Origin of the sequence: Bradyrhizobium sp. AZCC 1578 (assembly GCF_036924675.1) — a bacterium.
Taxonomy (GTDB): Bacteria; Pseudomonadota; Alphaproteobacteria; order Rhizobiales; family Xanthobacteraceae; genus Bradyrhizobium.
This window is the reverse complement of sequence record NZ_JAZHRZ010000001.1, coordinates 5,734,415-5,751,160: the sequence shown is the minus strand read 5'-3', so window position 1 is coordinate 5,751,160 and position 16,746 is coordinate 5,734,415. Positions and strand designations below refer to the sequence as shown.

Below are 16,746 nucleotides of genomic sequence, written 5' to 3'. Positions count from 1 at the left end.
GCGGGTGACAATCGGTTCGCAGCGGAATCTCGGGGTTCGTGTCGGCTTCGTCAGCGAGACCGGCAAGCGCTCCGCCAATGAGGATTATGTCGGGACCTGTCTCGGCCGATCTGGGGTAAGCAACCGCGACATCGTCGCCGCCGTCGCTGACGGTGTCGGCGGATACAAAGGCGGACGCGAGGCCGCCGAGCTTGCGGTTCGTTGCTTCATCGACGCCTATTATTCTCTCCCCGAGACGCTCGGCGTACGCCGCCGGGCGTCGCGCTCGCTGGAAGCCGCCAATAGTTGGATCTATACGCAAGGCCGCACCGATCCTCGCCTCAGCGGCATGAGTTGCGCCTTCTCGTCGATCATCCTGTCGCGACGGGTTTGCCACATCATTCACATCGGCGATACCCGCGCCTATCGCCTGAGCGAGGGGCGGCTGGAGCGGCTGACCACCGACCACATCGCCGGACGCGGTGATCTCGCTCACCTGCTCAACCGCGCCATCGGCTTCGAGGATTTTGCCCGCTTCGACTACGCCACCGTCGGGTTGCGGCAACACGACAGGCTTATGATCTGCAGCGACGGCGTCCACGGCGTACTCGCCGATCACCGCCTGCAGCTACTATTGAGCGAGCGCACCTCGCCGGAAGAATCCGCTCGCGCACTCGTCGACGCGGCGCTGGGTGCCGGCTCCACCGACAACATGACCGCGTTGGTGCTCGATGTCGTCGACCTGCCACCCGCCGACAGGGACGAGCTCACCCATTCGATCGCGACGCTTCCAATCCTGGATTTGCCTGAGACGGGCGACGTGATCGATGATTTCACGCTCGGCGAAATATTATCGGACGGCCGCTACAGCCGACTCTTCAAGGCGATTGACAAGCGGCAGGGCCGCGAGGTCGTGCTGAAGTTTCCACATCCGCGCGTTGCCAGTGAGGGTTCCTATCGCCTCGCCTTCGTCCGCGAGGCATGGGTCGCGGCCCGCGTGCGTAGCCTGTGGATCGGAGAGATCATCGAACTGCCTGCCGAACGGCAGACTCGTCTCTATTCGGTGATGCCGCTCTACGAGGGCGAAACGCTGGAGCAGCGCCTCAATCGTTCGCCGCAGCTTTCGCTGGCCGAAGGCATCGGCATCGCGACCAAGCTGGCGCGCGCGGTTGCCACCCTGCATCGTGCCGGCATCATCCATCGCGACATCAAGCCCGACAACGTTATCCTGTTGAAGGCCGGCGGGTTGCGGCTGGTCGACCTTGGCGTCGCGCGCGTGCCGTTGCTCGAGGACTTCCCGGCCGAGGATATCCCGGGCACGCCGAGCTACATGGCGCCGGAGTTGTTCGGCGGGCGGCCCGGCGACGAATTTTCCGATCTCTATGCGCTCGGCGTCACCGTGTACCGGATGTTCACTGCGGCCTATCCCTACGGCGAAATCGAACCGTTCTCGCGGCCTCGCTTCGGCAAGCCAACCTACCTCTCGCGCTATCGCCCTGATCTGCCGGCCTGGCTGGACGCGGTAGTCGGCAAGGCGCTCAACGTCGATCGTGCGCAACGCTACGGCGACGTCATCGAATTCTCGCACGAGCTCGAAAACGGCGCGATGTGGGCGAAACCTGCCGTCACGTCACGGCGCTCGCTCTACGAGCGCGACCCGCTGGTGTTCTGGAAGAGCCTGTCGGCGGGCCTGATCGTGCTCGTCATCCTGCTGCTCGCGTGGATCGTAAAAAATTAGCCCGACGCTGGGTGGAGCGTCGGGCCATATCATGAGCGAAGCAAGCCGGGCTGGCTTCGCCACCTGGTTCACACCCCGGTCTGGGTGATGAACTTGGTATTGAAATAACCCTCCATCGCCTCGGTGCCGCCCTCCGAACCGTAGCCGGAATCCTTGACGCCGCCGAACGGCACTTCGGGCAGGGCCAGACCAAAACTGTTGATCGAGACCATGCCGGCTTCGATCGCCGCGCCGATCGCGGTCGCCGTCTTGGTCGAGCTGGTGAAGGCGTAGGATGCGAGACCGAACGGCAAGCGGTTGGCCTCTTCGGCCACCTCGTCGAAGGTCGAGAACCGCGAGATCAGCGCCAGCGGCCCGAACGGCTCCTCGTTCATGGCGCGCGCATCCTTCGGCACGTCGCTGACGACCGTCGGCTCGAAGAAGTAGCCCTTGTTGCCGACGCGGTGACCGCCGGTCTCGAGCTTGGCGCCCTTGCCGACCGCATCCTGCACCATGCCCTCGATGGCGGTGACGCGGCGCGGATTGGCGAGCGACCCCATCTTCGAGTCAGGATCGAGACCATTGCCGACCTTCATCGACTTGGCGCCTTCGACGAATTTGTCGACGAATTCACGGAATACATCGTCCTGCACCAACATGCGGGTCGGCGAAATGCAGACCTGGCCGGCGTTGCGGTACTTCGCTGCCGCCAGAATCTTCGCCGCCGACGTGACGTCCGCATCCTTGAACACGATTGCCGGTGCGTGGCCGCCCAACTCCATGGTGGCGCGCTTCATGTGCAAGCCCGCCAATGCGGAGAGCTGCTTGCCCACGACGGTCGATCCGGTGAAGGAAATCTTGCGGATCACCGGATGCGGAATGAGATATTCCGAAATCTCCGAAGGCACGCCGAAGACCAGGTTGATGACGCCATCGGGCACGCCCGCGTCGGCGAACGCCTTGATCAGTTGCGCCGGAGATGCCGGGGTTTCCTCGGGCGCTTTGACGATAATGGAGCAGCCGGCTGCGAGAGCCGCGGAGAGCTTGCGAACGACCTGGTTGATCGGGAAATTCCAGGGCGAAAAGGCCGCAACCGGGCCAACCGGCTCCTTGACTGCGATCTGGTAAATGCCAGGACCACGGGCCGGGATCACCCTTCCATAGGCGCGCTTGGCTTCCTCGGCGAACCACTCGATGATGTCGGCCGCCGCCATCGCTTCGATTTTCGCCTCGGCCAGCGTCTTGCCCTGCTCCATCGTCAACAGCGGCGCGATCTCGTCATTGCGCTCGCGCATAATCGCGGCCGCCTTGCGCATGATCTTGCAACGGTCGAACGGCGCCACCGCGCGCCAGACCTTAAAACCCTTGGCGGCGGCTTCCAGCGCCTCATCAAGATCGGCACGATCGGCATGTGCAACGGTGCCGATCGTCTCCTCCGTTGCCGGGTTGAGCACGGCGATGGTCCTGCCCGACTGGCTCGGACGCCATTTGCCGTTGATGAAGAGTTGGGTATTCGAATATGCCACGAGACTTTCTCCCTGAGCTTATTAGTCGCCAAATGGCGCGCGCGGCGGAAATCAGGCGCCTATATGATGGAAGCCCGATCGAATTGCAAAGCCGATTCAAGGGTGTGGCCGCGCGACCGACGCATAGCGCCCCCACGACCCCGCGCCATTTCGGGACTCAGATCGCTTCGAACCTCGGCTGCTGGGTGAGGGCCGCAAAATCCGGCCATGGCGTCACGCCACCGTCACCTTGCGACCCCCAGCGGGCGGCCAGCGTCACGCCGCCAAAATCATTTCGGGTGCCGCTGCAGGCAAATTCTGGCTGTCGGCGACCGCGCGATTGGTGATCTGTCCGCGGTGCACGTTGAGTCCGGCCCGCAGATGCGGATCCTCGATCAGCGCGCGGATGCCCTTTTCAGCCAGCGCAAGGCCGAACGGCAGCGTGGCATTGTTGAGCGCATGGCTCGACGTCACCGGCACCGCGCCCGGCATGTTGGCGACGCAATAGTGCACGATCTCGTCGACGAGATAGGTCGGCGCCTGATGGGTCGTCGGCCGCGACGTCTCGAAGCAGCCGCCCTGGTCGATCGCAACGTCGACCAGTACGGCACGGTATTTCATGCGGCCGAGATGCGCGCGCGAGACGAGCTTCGGCGCACTGGCGCCCGGCACCAGCACGGCGCCGATGACGACGTCGGCCGCAATGACCTCCTCTTCGATCGCTTCCAGCGTTGCATAGCGTGTGCGCACGCGCCCCTGGAACATCTCGTCAAGAACACGAAGGCGCGGCAGCGAGCGGTCCAGGATAACGATGTCGGCGCCGAGCCCTGCGGCCATCCGCGCGGCATGCGTGCCGACCACGCCACCGCCGATCACCGCCATCCTGCTCGGCGCCACGCCGGGCACCCCGCCGATCAGCTTACCCATTCCGTCCGCCGATTTCCGCAGGGCAGCGCCCGCAGCCTCGATCGCCAACCGTCCCGCCACTTCGCTCATCGGCGCAAGCAAGGGAAGCCCTCCATGGGCGTCGGTCACCGTCTCGTAAGCGATCGCAGTGCAGCCGGATGCCAGAAGCCCCTTGGTCTGCGCCGCGTCCGGCGCAAGGTGCAAATAGGTGAAGAGGATCTGATTGTCGCGAAGCTGGCGCCATTCGCTCGGCTGCGGCTCCTTGACCTTGACCACCATATCAGCGGTCGCGAAAATTTCCGCGGCCGTATCCACGATTGCAGCGCCGGCCGAACGGTAGACGTCATCGCTTGCGCCAATGCCGATCCCGGCGCCCCGCTCGACGATCACCTCGTGTCCCCGCGTCACATACTCCCGCACCGAAGCCGGCGTCAGACCAACGCGATATTCCTCGACCTTGATTTCCGTGGGCACACCGATCCGCATGGGCTTGCTCCTGCATTCGAGGCCATCTGCCTGCAGATAAAAGTACTGCTGAGTCGGTAGCGCTTCTCGGCGAATTGCGGCTTGCTGGGAGCCATTTGCGCATATATTGTGCATGTTGACGCCATAAATTAGTGACTTATCGCGTGAATGAACTGGATCGCATTGATTATCGGATTCTGAGCGAGCTCCTCGCCGACGCCCGGGCGAGCCAGATCGAGCTCGCCGAAAAGGTCGGACTATCGCCGACAGCCTGCGCGCGCCGCATCCGCCAACTCGAGGAAGGTGGGATTATCAGGGGCTATCGCGCCGATCTCGAGCCGACTGCGCTCGGGCTCGTCACGACCGTTGTCGTCACCATCACGCTGGAAAAACAGAGCGAGGATTACCTGGCCGCATTCGAAGCGGCGATCGCCCGCTGTCCGGATGTCGTGTCCTGTCACTTGATGTCGGGCAGCGACGATTATCACTTGCAGGTCATCGCACGCGACATCGCGGACTTCGAGCGCATCCACAAGCAACATCTTTCACGGATGCCCGGAGTGGCGCGCATCCACTCGAGCTTTGCGATGCGCGAGGTGGTTCGCAGGGCCATCCCCGAGACGGCATTGCGGCGCTAGCCTCTTCGATCAGCTCGACGCCATCGGCGCATCCAGCCTACCAACGCATAGATGCGACGGCGAAGCGTCAGTCGTTTTCGGCGTCGTCCGGCGACCGGCGTGTTGCATCCCGATGCCTGCCGACCGGACCAAACGCGACTTGACAGGACGCTAATCCACCGTATGTTACGTTATAACATAACTACCTGCAAACCAATGATGCCTTCCGACGGGGACCCTGCATGGGCGAAGTCATTCGACTTGTTCCGAAGCCGGAGCTTGAGCGGGCTCGCTTAATTCAAGAGGCCCGCGCAATATATGACAGCATATTTCCGCCGACGGATGCGGTCAGCGAGCACGCGGATGATCGCCTCAGCCAGGGGATGCAATCGGGCAGAAAGGGCCGGGCCGTACCGGTGCCCTGACCAGCAGCGACTCGATCGCGACCGGCATTCTGCTCGCAGCTTCATCTAGTGCATGCGGTTCTCGACAGGCTTGCCCTTGAGGCCGTCGTGCGAGTGCCTGAGATCGAGCGTCGGCTTGGGTTGCTCCCTCACAAAGCTCTGCACCATCTCCCCCGGGCCGCCCTTCGCAATCGTGGTGCCGCCGTCAGCAAATATCAGCGCCCCCGTTACGAAGCTCGCCTCATCCGACGCAGCGAACGCAAAGACATTGGCCATCTCCTCCGGGGTACCGCGCCGACCGAGCACAGTACCGGCAAGAGTCTGCTTCTCCATCTGCTCGTTCATCGGCCCGGTTTCCTTGTGCGTCCAAGCCGTATCGATAGGGCCAGGGCACACACAGAGGGCGCGCACGCCGTGCTTGCCCTGTTCGTAGGCCACGCCGCGCATGAAAGCGTGAAGGAAGCCCTTCGAACCACCGTAGGGCGCCGCCGTTGGCTCACCCATTTCGCCGGCCTCTGATCCCGTCGAAATCACAACACCCCGCGAGCGCTTCAGATGTGGCAGCGCAAACTTCGTCATCAGGAATGCCGAACGGATATTGTTACGCACGATGTAGTCGAACATCTCGACCGAGTGATCCTGGCATTCGGCAATTTCGGGAAACACGCCGGCGTTGTTGATCAGGATGTCGAGCCTGCCGAATGCATCGATCGCCAGGGCGATGCAGGCTTGCGCATCCACCTCGTCCGCAACATCGCCAAGAAAGGGTTCGGCCACGCCGCCGCGCGCCCGGATGGCATGGACGACGTCCTCCACCGGATCGGCGGGCAGTCCGGCAACAATGACTTTCGCACCTTCTCGCGCAAATTTATGGGCGATAGCTTCGCCGATTCCCGTCGCCGCACCTGTCACGATTGATGATTTGCCGTTCAGCCGTCCCACCATCGTCATCCGCTCCGCTTTGCTCTGGTCCAAACGTTGAACACACTCGTACCCGCGATGTTCCACACCTGGATTTCCGGTCGATATGGGGAACGTCCGCTTGCAAATTTCGTTGGCCGCCTATCAGGCAAGAGGAGGCTCCAGATGAAAGTTTGCGATGCCATGACCACGACCGTGCAGCTCTGCACTCCGCAAGACAGCATCAGGGATGCAGCCGAGGCGATGGCGACGCTCAATATCGGGCTGTTGCCGGTGGCGACTTCATGACAACAGATGTCAAATACTGCTTCGAAGACCAGGATATCGACGAAGTCACTCGCAACATGGCCGATATCCAGGTGCGGCGGTTGCCGGTGCTCACTCGAAACAAGCGGCTGGTCGGTATCATTGCGCTCGGCGATATCGCGGTTTCCAAGCCGGGTGACGGCGCCGCTACCGCGCTGCATGGGATCTCGCGGCCGGGCGGGCAACATGCGGGCGCGGTCACCGGCTGAGGCATGATGCAAACAGAAGGAACAAGGTGCCGAGCGGGAGCGGGCATGCCACAGGCGCACCCCGAGACCCGCTCGTTCCATGCAACGCGTCGCCACTACCTGCGGTACGTCCCGACGAGTTCAGCCTGGCCGATCGCGTGCTTCTCGACGGCTTTCCAGATGTCGACTATCGGCATGCTGGGCGAACGCGATAGCTCGTCGACATCCAAAGCCGCCAGCTTGAAGTGATAGTGATGCGTACCATGACCCTTGGGCGGCGCCGGCCCGCCATAGCCTAGTTCGCCGAAATCGTTGACGCCTTTGCCGAGACGCTCCGTCTTTGGCCCGTGACCGATGGCTTCCGGCAGCATCGTCCGCTCGCCCATGATGTTGTAGATGCCCCAATGCCGAAACGTGCCGGACGGTGCATCCGGGTCCTCAACGATAAGGGCGAAGCTCTTCGTACCCGGCGGGGGATCCGACCATTGAAGCGGCGGAGACACATTCTGGCCGTCGCAAGTGTATTTGGCCGGAATCGGCTGGTCGTCGTCGAATGCAGGACTCGTCAACTTGAACACCATATGCAGACTCCCGTGCTCATGAAAGGGTCGCAACGGCGGGCTCGCTCGGTCCTCCGGGGTGCAACCACACGCCTTGCCGGTCGATTCCGCCGATACGAAGGAACGTCGGACCGGCGCTTGAGTTGCCTCAACAAGGCACGCTGATCGGCGTTTCCCGCGTGCGCTCAGGACGATCCCTGCAAGCCGCGCGTCGGTATGCCGATGCTGGACAAGCGCAGCGACCATGTAGGGAACCCGGCGCATGGCCCTTTCACCGGAAGCCGAACAAACTCGCGAGAGGACCAATCGCGAGTTGATCGATCTCCTGCACGAAGCAGGCGAGCATCTCCCGGCTCCGGAGCAGGACGATTTCACGTCCTTTTTCGATCGATTCGGCCCTGCTAAAATCGTGATGCTCGGCGAAGCGACACATGGCACCTCAGAATTCTATCGGGCACGTGCCGCCATCACCCGCCAGTTGATCGAGCACCACGGCTTCAACATCGTCGCGGTCGAAGCCGATTGGCCGGACTCAGTAGTGCTCGATCACCTCGTGCGGCAACTGCCATCCGGGCCGCCCAAGGAGCGGCCGTTCGAACGTTTTCCGACCTGGATGTGGCGCAATATCGAAGTGAAGCAATTCATCGATTATCTGCGCTTCCACAACGACGCATGCGCTGCGGACCAGAGAGTCGAGTTCCGGGGGCTCGACGTCTACAGCCTCAACAGCTCCATTGCCGCTGTCATCGCGTATCTCGAAGGCATCGACCCGGAACGCGCCCGCGCGGCGCGTGAACGCTATTCCTGCCTGACGCCGTGGCAGGCAGACCCCGCCGGTTACGGACGCGCCGTGCTGTCCGGCCGCGACAGTTGCGAAGACGAGGTGGTGGCTCAATTGCGCGAGCTTCTGTCGCACCGGCTTTCGTATAACGACGGCGGCGCGGCCTTCTTCAATGCCGCGCAGAATGCGCGGATCGTGCGCGCCGCCGAGCAGTATTACCGCATCATGTATCGCGGCTCGACCGAGTCGTGGAACCTGCGCGACCGTCACATGTTCGACACGCTGCAATATGTGATGCAGGAACGCGGCCCGCAGGCGAAGGCGGTGGTCTGGGCCCACAACTCCCACATCGGCAACGCCGCGGCAACTTCGATGGGTTGGGGCGGCGAATTCAATATCGGCGAGCTTGTCCGCAACGCCTACGGCGACGAGGCTGTCTTGATCGGGTTCGGCACGGATCGCGGCACGGTGGCTGCGGCCTCCGATTGGGGCGGCGAGATGGAGATCAAGTCGGTTCGGCCGGCACGCGAGGACAGCTATGAATACCTGTTCCGCCGCACAGGTCTGGCGCGATCACTGACCGATTTGCGGCCGCCCGGCCGAAGCGAGCTGCGCGACAGGTTGACCGGCCCCAGACTCGAGCGAGCCATTGGCGTCATCTATCGACCCGAGACGGAACTCCTCAGCCACTACTTCGAGGCGGTGTTGCCCGAACAGTTCGACGCGTTCGTCTGGTTCGAAGATACCAAGGCGGTGACACCGCTTGCGACACGAGCCGTAGCGGGCGCGGCCGAGACCTATCCCTTTGGGTTCTGATCATGGCGAGTGCACGAGAACAGCTCAGCGAAGTCCTGGTCGGTCCGCACCACCTTGCGGGCATTTTGGGCGTGCCTCACGATGCGGCCGGCATCGTCATTTTTGCGCACGGCAGCGGTAGCGGCCGTCTAAGCCCACGCAACAACCAGGTCGCAGCGGCCCTCCGTGAGGCCGGGTTTGCAACGCTGCTGCTTGATCTCCTCAGCCCGGAGGAGGAGCGGGACCGCGGCAACGTATTCGATATCCCGCTGTTGGCATCACGGCTTGCAGACGCCGCGGACTGGACCCGCAACAGGCCAGAGCTCGCGAAGTTTCCGATTGGCTATTTCGGCGCAAGCACCGGTGCAGCGGCCGCGCTGGTCGCGGCTGCCGACCGGCAAAACGTCGCTGCGGTGGTTTCGCGCGGCGGTCGCCCGGATTTGGCCGGCCATGCGCTGCATGCCGTCAGGGCGCCAACGCTGCTGATCGTTGGTGGAGCCGACCTAGCGGTGATTCCGCTCAACCGTTCGGCTTTTGCGGAGCTCTCTTGCGAGAAGGACCTCGTGATCGTGCCGAAGGCGACGCATCTGTTCGAAGAACCCGGCGCGCTCGAGCAGGTGACGCAATATGCCACGCGCTGGTTCCGCCAATTCCTGGCGTCGCCCCTCTCCGAAGAGGTGATCGACGCCGATACGGTTTTCGCCGACCGGCGAGACGCCGGACGCCGGCTGGCGTCGGCGCTCATGAAGTTCAGGGACAGGGACGCGGTCGTGCTTGCGCTGCCGCGCGGCGGCGTTCCTGTTGGATTCGAGATTGCGCAAGCGCTGCACGCCACGCTCGACGTCGCGCTCGTGCGCAAGATCGGCGCGCCGGGTCATGAGGAACTCGGGCTCGGTGCGGTGGTCGATGGCGCCCATCCGCAGGTCGTGCTCAATCAGGACATCGTTCGCGAGATCCAGCCGGGCGCGGCCTACCTGGAAGCCGAGACTGCCCGCCAGCTTGCCGAAATCGAGCGTCAACGGCGCCTTTACCGCGACGGTGATCCACCGCCAGAGATTGCCGGCCGTACGATCATCGTCGTCGATGACGGCATCGCCACCGGCGGAAGCGTGAAAGCCGTGCTGAGAGCGCTCGCAAGGGCGAAGCCGGGCCGCCTCGTTCTTGCGGTGCCGGTTGCGCCACGCGATTCGCTTGACGAGCTGAGTGCGGAGGCAGACGAGATCATTTGCCTCAAGACCCCCGATCCGTTCTTTGCGGTCGGCATGCACTACAGGAATTTCGGCCAGACTTCGGATCAGGAAGTTACCGAGTTGCTGCATCGTTCAAAGGCTAGCAGCCCGAACCAGGCGCGTGCGTGACGATCGCGATAACAATCCGATGCGATACTGTGCCCGACCCGAAGATCGAGCCGCCGTTTCACACCTGCTCGCGCCTTTTTCGCTTTGCCTCAAACCACTCCACTTGTCGGACCCTGAACGCCTTGCGGCCGCCTGGCGTCTCGACGGCAACGATTTCCCCTTTGCTCTTTCCGATTAACGCCCTGGCGATCGGTGAAGTTATCGAAATCTTCCCCTTGCTCGCGTCGGCTTCCGGTTCGCCGACGAGCTGCCAGACCCGCTCCTCGCTGGTGTCCTCATCAATCAGCGTCACCGTGGCGCCAAACTTGATGGTATTGCCGGAAAGCTTGGATACGTCGACGATATCTGCACGCGCGAGCTTGTCTTCCAACTCGGCAATTCGAGTGTCGTTGACACTTTGTTCTGCAAGCGCAACCTGATATTCCGAATTCTCAACCAGATTTGGATCGTCGGCGATCGCCTGCTGAATTCGCTGAACAAGATCGGGCCGCTCGACGCGGATGCGGTGCCTCAGTTCATCTGCAAGGGCAGCGTAGCCCGCAGCCGTCATGGGAAATTTTGTCATCGCGACTCTTATACTGAGTTAATCGACGAAACATGCATTCAGACGTTCGCGCCACACGCCATCAGCGGTCGCATACGTCCAGACACTCGGATCCGAGACCGCGTCGCACCTTGCAGCCGATCGAGACCGATCACCGCGCCCGCGGTGGGGAACGCCGTGCGAGGACACGGGTTCCAATTCTATGAGATTGCCCGGTTTCCTAGAACGGCGCTTCACCCGCCGCGCGGCTCTGACAGTCCGTGAAGGAACCTGCAGACCGGTATGATGGAACGTACACCCTTATGTAGGGTTGCCGGTCCAATGCGAAGGAAAGAGGGCTCAGGACTGTGGCCTTTCATGTCAGTCTTGTTGGTCGAAGTGACCTCAGCGGAGAAATCTACCGTCAGATCCGGCAGGCAATTCTGGATGGGCGTCTTCGGCCTGGAGAGCGGCTGTCTCCCACGCGAGAACTAGCCGCCGCGCTGACGGTTGCACGATCGACGGTGGCGATTGCTTATGAAAGCCTTGTTGCGGAAGGGTTCGCGACATCCCATGCGGGCTCCGGGACGTTCGTCAGCCATCAGCTTGAGGCAAGACGTCCGGCGTCGAAAACAAGGCGATCGACAGCCCGCGCAATTCGGGTGCGTGGAGTGTGGGAGACGATACCGCTTCCGAGCGGCTTTGACCGCGCGGCGCGTTTCGACTTCAGAGCCGGGATTCCAGACGCTTCGCTCTTTCCGCACCAAACCTGGCGACGGGTTGTCGCCCGTGCGCTGCACTCGCACGAAATGGTGGCAGGCGTCTACGAGAAATCTGCGGGCAATTGGGACCTGCGCGCGGCGATCGCTCGCCACATCGGCATCTCACGAAGCGTTTCCGGATCGCCCGACGACGTCATCGTGACGAATGGCACCCAACAGGCCCTCGACATCGTCGCACGCGTGCTTCTCGAGCCCGGCGATGTCGTTGCGGTGGAGAAACCGGGCTATCGGCCTCCAAAGGACTTGTTCAAGGCGCTGGGCGCGCGCGTGATCGGTGTGCCGGTCGACAGCGAAGGTCTGGTCGTGGAGGCGCTGCCGGCCGAGGCCAGGGTGGTCTACGTGACGCCCTCGCATCAGTTTCCCCTCGGCATGGCCATGAGCCTGCCGCGTCGGCGTGCACTGCTTGCCTGGGCCGAGCGCCACAACGCGGTTGTCGTTGAGGACGACTATGACAGCGAGTTTCGCTTCGGCGGACGTCCGCTCGAGCCGCTTCAGACCCTCGATACGACCGGTCGCGTTGTGTATGTCGGCACGTTTTCCAAGACGTTGCTGCCGACTCTCCGGCTGGCCTTCATGGTCGTGCCGCCGTCGCTGCGAGAGGCGGCGTACAAGGCGAAGTTTGTCACCGATTGGCACACAGCGACAATGGCGCAGAGCGCGCTGGCGCAGTTCATCGACGAGGGCGCGTTTGCGCGTCACATTCGCAAGGTGAGCCGCATCTATAGCGAACGGCATCAGATGCTGACCGCGGGGATCAAGAGGAACTTCGGCGAATACCTCGATCTTGTTCCGTCGACCACCGGGCTGCATATCGCCGCCTACGCGCGAACAGCGTCGGTTGATGATATCGATGCGATTGCATCACGAGCCTTCGATCTCGGCGTTGCCATTCGATCCTTCCCGCTGGAGGGAGAGCCTCAGGCCGGCATCATGCTGGGATATGGGGCGATCGATACGGCGCGGATTGCCGAAGGGCTGAGGCGGCTGCGCAGATGCTTCGATGAGCGCGCGTCTCGACGCTCGAAAGCGGCGTGAGCGACGCGCTCAGGTCAATCAATCCGACAAATACAGTCCTGAGGCGCCGCCTGAATTGGACTGATTGATTATCCGCAGATTGGACCTTCCGTCATACCGCTTCGCTTTCTAGTGTCGGGCCGTTGAAAAGGTCGACGGGTTGATGCAGGGCGGGCGCGTTCCATTTCGCACCCGCACGCACTTTCCAAATCGCAGATCAAGCATCACCGCAAATCGCATTAAAGCGGACATCCGCCGGCTTGCAGAATCGCGAACTCACAACTTGGAGACACGAGCGCGTGAGTTGTGAAGCAATTCACCGCCGCGGGTCGCAGCTCGACCTATTCACGCTGCTGCAAGCTGATCTATCGAAATCGAACGGGAGTTTCACATGAAGCATCCGATGATTTTTGCAATCGCAGGCGTCAATTCGCTCACGAGTCGGAAAGCGGCCGCAGCGCCCGGCCATCACGACGGCGCTGAGACATGTCGACTTGGATGGGGAACACGGTTCTTGAGCTGGTGTGCCCAGTGTTCGGAGCGGTCGCGGCAGCGACGAGCCCTGGCGGAGCTCGATGACCACTTTCTCAAGGACATCGGCAAGACGCGGCAAGAGGCCATGACCGAAGCAGCCAAGCCGTTCTGGAAATGACGCCGTTCATCGCGCACTTGCTGCCGGCGGCGGCGCTGGGCCTGTTCGTCGCTATCCCGTTCGGCCCGATTGGCTTGATGTGCGTGCAGCGGACGCTGGCATTCGGAATCCGGATGGGAGTTGCGAGCGGCATGGGTGCGGCAACGGCCCACGGGATGTTCAGTTGCCTGGCCGTGGTGAGCGGGACCGTGTTGACGCAGATGACGCTCGCCCTGCACACGCCGCTGCGCATAACGGGAGGGATCGTGCTGGTCTTGATAGGCCTCAGAACCATTCTCGTGTCCACGGACGCAGCGCACGGCTCGACATGCGGAGATCCGACATGCGCAGATTTGCTTTCGGCCTATACATCGACCCTGTTGATCGCCGCCGCCAACCCGATGACGATACTGCCGTACCTGGGTGTCGCGCCCGCGCTGGAAACCGGCCAACCGCTGATCATGGAACGCGCGCTGGCGACGCCCATCGGTGTGATGCTCGGCAGTGCATCCTGGTATCTCTTCCTCACCCTCAGCACGAACACCATGTTTCGGAGCTTGCAGAAAGCCGCGCTGGATTGGTTCAACAGACTCACCGGGGTCCTCCTGATAGCCTTGGGAGCTTCGCTATGCGCCCGCATCGTCTGATGAGGCACCGTGATCGCGGTCGCCACGGTGGGGATTGCCATCGAGGTGCGGCCCCGGCGTCGCTCGGTCTGTTGAGCGAACTGGGCAAGCTCGTCGCGGGCCTGGACCTGGCCTATCCTCCCTACGTCATGTGACGGCCAGCCACTGGTCAGCTCGATTCCATTGCCGTTGAGATCAATGCGGCAGGAGGCCGGGCTCTCAACTACGAAATATGGAACACAACCCCATGCAAAGTAGCAATGGTCGCTGGCATGATACCTTGAGCGATTCCGCGATCACTTGGCACGTCGGGCAAATCAGCGGCACTACTCCATCATCGCGCAGACCAGCTATGGGCCTGCTGTAGCGCCGCCCTTCGCCGCGATCGCAAATCCTTTTTGACAATCGAAGTCGCCGCAACGAGCGATCGCCTGCGCATTGCCGAACCGCACGCTTCCGGCGCGTGCCGATGGATATCGACATCGACACCGCTCCGGACTTCAATCTGCCGACGGCGACAGCCGCAATTCTAACTAGGACAGCCCCCGAACTGACGAGCGCCGGTTCTGCTCCGCCGTCAACGGCTTCCTGTCGATCTCGCGCTGTGCAGGAAGCTGCAGCACCGTTGCCCTCTGACCGGGACGCAGCTTTGTGAGAAGCACGATCTTGCCGTTCGCAAATTCCAGTCCGTCATGGTGCGAATTGGTTCCCCGATTGATTTGCCGGAAACGCGCCAGCCGCGCCCCAATGCTCCCAAACCGCATTTGCGGGAAGAGCTTCGCGAACGGGTGATCGCATACAACGTCCTCGCTGAAAGCAAGTTCGGTACCCGGCGAGAGGCACACGGCAATTCCTGGCTCTCCGATCGCGGAGAACCCGCGTGTCACCGTATTGGGGAATTCGCCCGTTAGCAGCACGTCCCCCGCTCTTGCGGGACGCGATTGGATGGCATGCAGGCTGTAGTCACACATCAAGACGCTCCACCTTGATTCTTCCGACGTGTATGCGTCCGGCTCCTTCGAACTTCTCGCGGGTCGAGATTTCGCGAACTGCTCCGAACGCCAGCTATCTTGGATTTTCCCTTGGATTTTCCCTTGGATTTTCCCTTGGGCTTGCCGCGGACGCATTGGGTTCATTCGGCTGCTGACCCAAGGTCACGCTCAACGAGCTCTCTTTTCCTTGCCGAAGCACCGTGAGCTGGGTCGAAGAGCCCGGCGCCATCGCACCGACTTTCCTGGTTAGCTCGTTGGCGTTCTTGACTGACTCACCACCCACCGAGGTGATCACGTCTCCGCTTCGCAATCCGGCTTTCGCAGCGGGACCATTGTCTTGAAGCGTTACCACGATCGCACCGTGGAGATTGCTCAGTCCGAGGCCGTCGGCAAGTTCAGGAGTGACCGATTGAACTTTAGTCCCGATCCATCCGCGCGTGACCGCGCCCTTCTCCTTTAGCTGCGGTATCACTGCCTTGACCGTATCGGCCGGGACCGCAAAAGCAACGCCCACGGAGCCTTGGGAGGGCGAAAAGATCATGCTGTTGACACCGATGACATCGCCTCGGGCATTGAAGCTCGGACCGCCAGCATCGCCGCTGTTGATTGCCGCATCGATTTGGATGAAATCCTTCGCTGAACCAACCTCGATGTCGCGCTCGCGCGCTGAAACAATACCGGCCGTCACGGTGCCTCCCATCGCAAGCGGATTCCCGGCGGTAAGCACCCAATCACCCACGCGCGGCGGCTGGTCAGAGAGCTTCACGTAGCTGAAGTCGGTGCGTCCGTCGACCTTGATCAAGGCGATATCACTCCACGAGTCCCTTCCTATGACTCTTGCCGAATAGGCCTGGTTGTCGCGGGTTCGGATCTCGGCCGTGTCGTTGTCTTCCACGACGTGACTGCTGGTCACGGCATAACCGTCCGGAGAGATGAAGAAGCCTGATCCAGCACTGATCAGTTCGAGTGTTTCCGGTGCCTTCCCTCGACCAGACGCATCCGGATCCGCCCCTGGAATCTCCCGTTTCGGAGCGCGCTGTTCAGGCGCACCAAATTTGCGCGTCGCAGTCGCTTTGGAACGCACCCCAATCACGGCCGGTTGAACTTTTTCGGCGAGATCGGCGAAATCGCCGGGCCCACCATTATCTTCAGTACCAGCAACCCGATCGATCAATGTCGCCGGCCTGCCCATGAAGGAAGCCTTGCCCGGAGAATTTACTGTTGCCTGCGCGATATTCGCGATCACCGTGATCGCGAAGACGGTCGTCCCGCCTATCATCGACGCCCGGCGCCGGCTGAAAAGCAAATTTCCACGAGCCAAATTTCTACGAGCCAAATTTCCAGGAGCCATGTGCGCTTCCATAGTCTTTTGTCATCGCCTCACCGCGGTTTTGACGTCAGACGCTGGCACGTTTAGCCCGCCGTCAGTTTCTGTGAGAGCGCTCAGACGCTCGCGGCAATCGTGGGCCAACAATCTGCCGCGCCAGCAGTTCCACTCGAGCCCACCGCGGATAAGGAAGTCATCCCAAATGCCGGGAAATCGCCGACGATCGATCGCCTCGCCACCGAAAATCCCACATGGAAAATCCGACATGGAAAATCCGACATGGCTCCCCAAGACGTGGCTCCCAACGTGATCTTCCGTTCGGTCGCAGTTCCATCAGGAAGCGTGCGCT

Annotated in this window: 17 protein-coding genes; 10 read left to right on the top strand and 7 right to left on the bottom strand. The window is 62.1% G+C overall.

Annotated features, from left to right (window positions below; all coding sequences use genetic code 11):
• Positions 1 to 4: 4 nt before the first annotated feature.
• Positions 5 to 1,717 carry a bifunctional protein-serine/threonine kinase/phosphatase gene (locus V1290_RS27685; RefSeq protein WP_334367303.1) on the top strand — a complete coding sequence of 571 codons (1,713 nt, stop codon included), beginning with the start codon at positions 5 to 7 and terminating at the stop codon, positions 1,715 to 1,717.
• 68 nt (positions 1,718 to 1,785) lie between these two features.
• Here V1290_RS27685 and V1290_RS27680 read toward each other — a convergent pair whose 3' ends face one another.
• The gene (locus tag V1290_RS27680) at positions 1,786 to 3,222 is read right to left on the bottom strand and encodes an NAD-dependent succinate-semialdehyde dehydrogenase (RefSeq protein ID WP_334367302.1); all 1,437 of its coding nucleotides are present in this window, start codon (positions 3,220 to 3,222) and stop codon (positions 1,786 to 1,788) included.
• A gap of 255 nt (positions 3,223 to 3,477) precedes the next feature.
• Positions 3,478 to 4,593 (bottom strand): alanine dehydrogenase, encoded by a 1,116-nt coding sequence (ald, locus tag V1290_RS27675; protein WP_334367301.1) that lies wholly within the window; start codon positions 4,591 to 4,593, stop codon positions 3,478 to 3,480.
• Between the two features lie 143 nt (positions 4,594 to 4,736).
• On the opposite strand from ald, the gene V1290_RS27670 reads away from it, so the two are divergent.
• The gene (locus V1290_RS27670; protein ID WP_245309210.1) at positions 4,737 to 5,210 is read left to right on the top strand and encodes an Lrp/AsnC family transcriptional regulator; all 474 of its coding nucleotides are present in this window, start codon (positions 4,737 to 4,739) and stop codon (positions 5,208 to 5,210) included.
• Positions 5,211 to 5,431: 221 nt separating this feature from the next.
• Positions 5,432 to 5,614 carry a hypothetical protein gene (locus V1290_RS27665; RefSeq protein WP_334367299.1) on the top strand — a complete coding sequence of 61 codons (183 nt, stop codon included), beginning with the start codon at positions 5,432 to 5,434 and terminating at the stop codon, positions 5,612 to 5,614.
• Between the two features lie 45 nt (positions 5,615 to 5,659).
• On the opposite strand, the gene V1290_RS27660 is transcribed toward V1290_RS27665, so the two are convergent.
• A complete protein-coding gene (locus V1290_RS27660) occupies positions 5,660 to 6,568 on the bottom strand; it encodes an SDR family NAD(P)-dependent oxidoreductase (protein WP_334367298.1) in 909 nt (302 codons plus the stop codon).
• A 111-nt stretch (positions 6,569 to 6,679) separates the two neighbouring features.
• Between V1290_RS27660 and V1290_RS27655 the strand changes: the two genes are divergently transcribed.
• Positions 6,680 to 6,802 (top strand): hypothetical protein, encoded by a 123-nt coding sequence (locus V1290_RS27655; protein WP_334367297.1) that lies wholly within the window; start codon positions 6,680 to 6,682, stop codon positions 6,800 to 6,802.
• Positions 6,799 to 7,029: a CBS domain-containing protein gene (locus V1290_RS27650; RefSeq protein ID WP_334367296.1), complete on the top strand. Its 231-nt coding sequence runs from the start codon at positions 6,799 to 6,801 to the stop codon at positions 7,027 to 7,029. The genes V1290_RS27655 and V1290_RS27650 overlap by 4 nt, the downstream gene beginning before the upstream one ends.
• 95 nt (positions 7,030 to 7,124) lie before the next feature.
• Here the strand turns inward: V1290_RS27650 and V1290_RS27645 are convergent, their stop codons facing one another.
• Positions 7,125 to 7,589 carry a YbhB/YbcL family Raf kinase inhibitor-like protein gene (locus V1290_RS27645; RefSeq protein WP_334367295.1) on the bottom strand — a complete coding sequence of 155 codons (465 nt, stop codon included), beginning with the start codon at positions 7,587 to 7,589 and terminating at the stop codon, positions 7,125 to 7,127.
• Positions 7,590 to 7,830: 241 nt separating this feature from the next.
• Here V1290_RS27645 and V1290_RS27640 point away from each other — a divergent pair, with 241 nt between their 5' ends.
• Positions 7,831 to 9,165 (top strand): erythromycin esterase family protein, encoded by a 1,335-nt coding sequence (locus V1290_RS27640; protein ID WP_334367294.1) that lies wholly within the window; start codon positions 7,831 to 7,833, stop codon positions 9,163 to 9,165.
• A 2-nt stretch (positions 9,166 to 9,167) separates the two neighbouring features.
• The gene (locus V1290_RS27635) at positions 9,168 to 10,502 is read left to right on the top strand and encodes a phosphoribosyltransferase family protein (RefSeq protein WP_334367293.1); all 1,335 of its coding nucleotides are present in this window, start codon (positions 9,168 to 9,170) and stop codon (positions 10,500 to 10,502) included.
• A 58-nt stretch (positions 10,503 to 10,560) separates the two neighbouring features.
• On the opposite strand, the gene greA is transcribed toward V1290_RS27635, so the two are convergent.
• Positions 10,561 to 11,067 (bottom strand): transcription elongation factor GreA, encoded by a 507-nt coding sequence (gene greA / locus V1290_RS27630; protein WP_334367292.1) that lies wholly within the window; start codon positions 11,065 to 11,067, stop codon positions 10,561 to 10,563.
• A gap of 326 nt (positions 11,068 to 11,393) precedes the next feature.
• On the opposite strand from greA, the gene pdxR reads away from it, so the two are divergent.
• The 3 genes from pdxR to V1290_RS27615 all read left to right on the top strand — a co-directional run bounded on the left by pdxR (position 11,394) and on the right by V1290_RS27615 (position 14,099).
• Complete coding sequence (gene pdxR, locus V1290_RS27625) at positions 11,394 to 12,842, top strand: MocR-like pyridoxine biosynthesis transcription factor PdxR (RefSeq protein ID WP_442893711.1); 1,449 nt, start codon at positions 11,394 to 11,396, stop codon at positions 12,840 to 12,842.
• Between the two features lie 370 nt (positions 12,843 to 13,212).
• The gene (locus V1290_RS27620) at positions 13,213 to 13,473 is read left to right on the top strand and encodes a DUF1127 domain-containing protein (RefSeq protein ID WP_334367289.1); all 261 of its coding nucleotides are present in this window, start codon (positions 13,213 to 13,215) and stop codon (positions 13,471 to 13,473) included.
• The gene (locus V1290_RS27615) at positions 13,470 to 14,099 is read left to right on the top strand and encodes a LysE family translocator (RefSeq protein WP_334367288.1); all 630 of its coding nucleotides are present in this window, start codon (positions 13,470 to 13,472) and stop codon (positions 14,097 to 14,099) included. The genes V1290_RS27620 and V1290_RS27615 overlap by 4 nt, the downstream gene beginning before the upstream one ends.
• A gap of 512 nt (positions 14,100 to 14,611) precedes the next feature.
• On the opposite strand, the gene V1290_RS27610 is transcribed toward V1290_RS27615, so the two are convergent.
• Both V1290_RS27610 and V1290_RS27605 read right to left on the bottom strand, forming a co-directional pair.
• A complete protein-coding gene (locus tag V1290_RS27610) occupies positions 14,612 to 15,049 on the bottom strand; it encodes a hypothetical protein (protein ID WP_334367287.1) in 438 nt (145 codons plus the stop codon).
• Positions 15,050 to 15,143: 94 nt separating this feature from the next.
• A complete protein-coding gene (locus V1290_RS27605; RefSeq protein ID WP_334367286.1) occupies positions 15,144 to 16,421 on the bottom strand; it encodes a S1C family serine protease in 1,278 nt (425 codons plus the stop codon).
• Positions 16,422 to 16,746 lie beyond the last annotated feature (325 nt).

Coding starts and splice junctions, on each gene's coding strand:
- ald (WP_334367301.1), bottom strand. CDS start 4,593: ATGCGGATCGGTGTGCCCACGGAAATCAAGGTCGAGGAATATCGCGTT.
- V1290_RS27665 (WP_334367299.1), top strand. CDS start 5,432: ATGGGCGAAGTCATTCGACTTGTTCCGAAGCCGGAGCTTGAGCGGGCT.
- V1290_RS27655 (WP_334367297.1), top strand. CDS start 6,680: ATGAAAGTTTGCGATGCCATGACCACGACCGTGCAGCTCTGCACTCCG.
- V1290_RS27650 (WP_334367296.1), top strand. CDS start 6,799: ATGACAACAGATGTCAAATACTGCTTCGAAGACCAGGATATCGACGAA.
- V1290_RS27645 (WP_334367295.1), bottom strand. CDS start 7,589: ATGGTGTTCAAGTTGACGAGTCCTGCATTCGACGACGACCAGCCGATT.
- V1290_RS27640 (WP_334367294.1), top strand. CDS start 7,831: ATGGCCCTTTCACCGGAAGCCGAACAAACTCGCGAGAGGACCAATCGC.
- V1290_RS27635 (WP_334367293.1), top strand. CDS start 9,168: ATGGCGAGTGCACGAGAACAGCTCAGCGAAGTCCTGGTCGGTCCGCAC.
- greA (WP_334367292.1), bottom strand. CDS start 11,067: ATGACAAAATTTCCCATGACGGCTGCGGGCTACGCTGCCCTTGCAGAT.
- V1290_RS27620 (WP_334367289.1), top strand. CDS start 13,213: ATGAAGCATCCGATGATTTTTGCAATCGCAGGCGTCAATTCGCTCACG.
- V1290_RS27615 (WP_334367288.1), top strand. CDS start 13,470: ATGACGCCGTTCATCGCGCACTTGCTGCCGGCGGCGGCGCTGGGCCTG.
- V1290_RS27610 (WP_334367287.1), bottom strand. CDS start 15,049: ATGTGTGACTACAGCCTGCATGCCATCCAATCGCGTCCCGCAAGAGCG.
- V1290_RS27605 (WP_334367286.1), bottom strand. CDS start 16,421: ATGGCTCCTGGAAATTTGGCTCGTAGAAATTTGGCTCGTGGAAATTTG.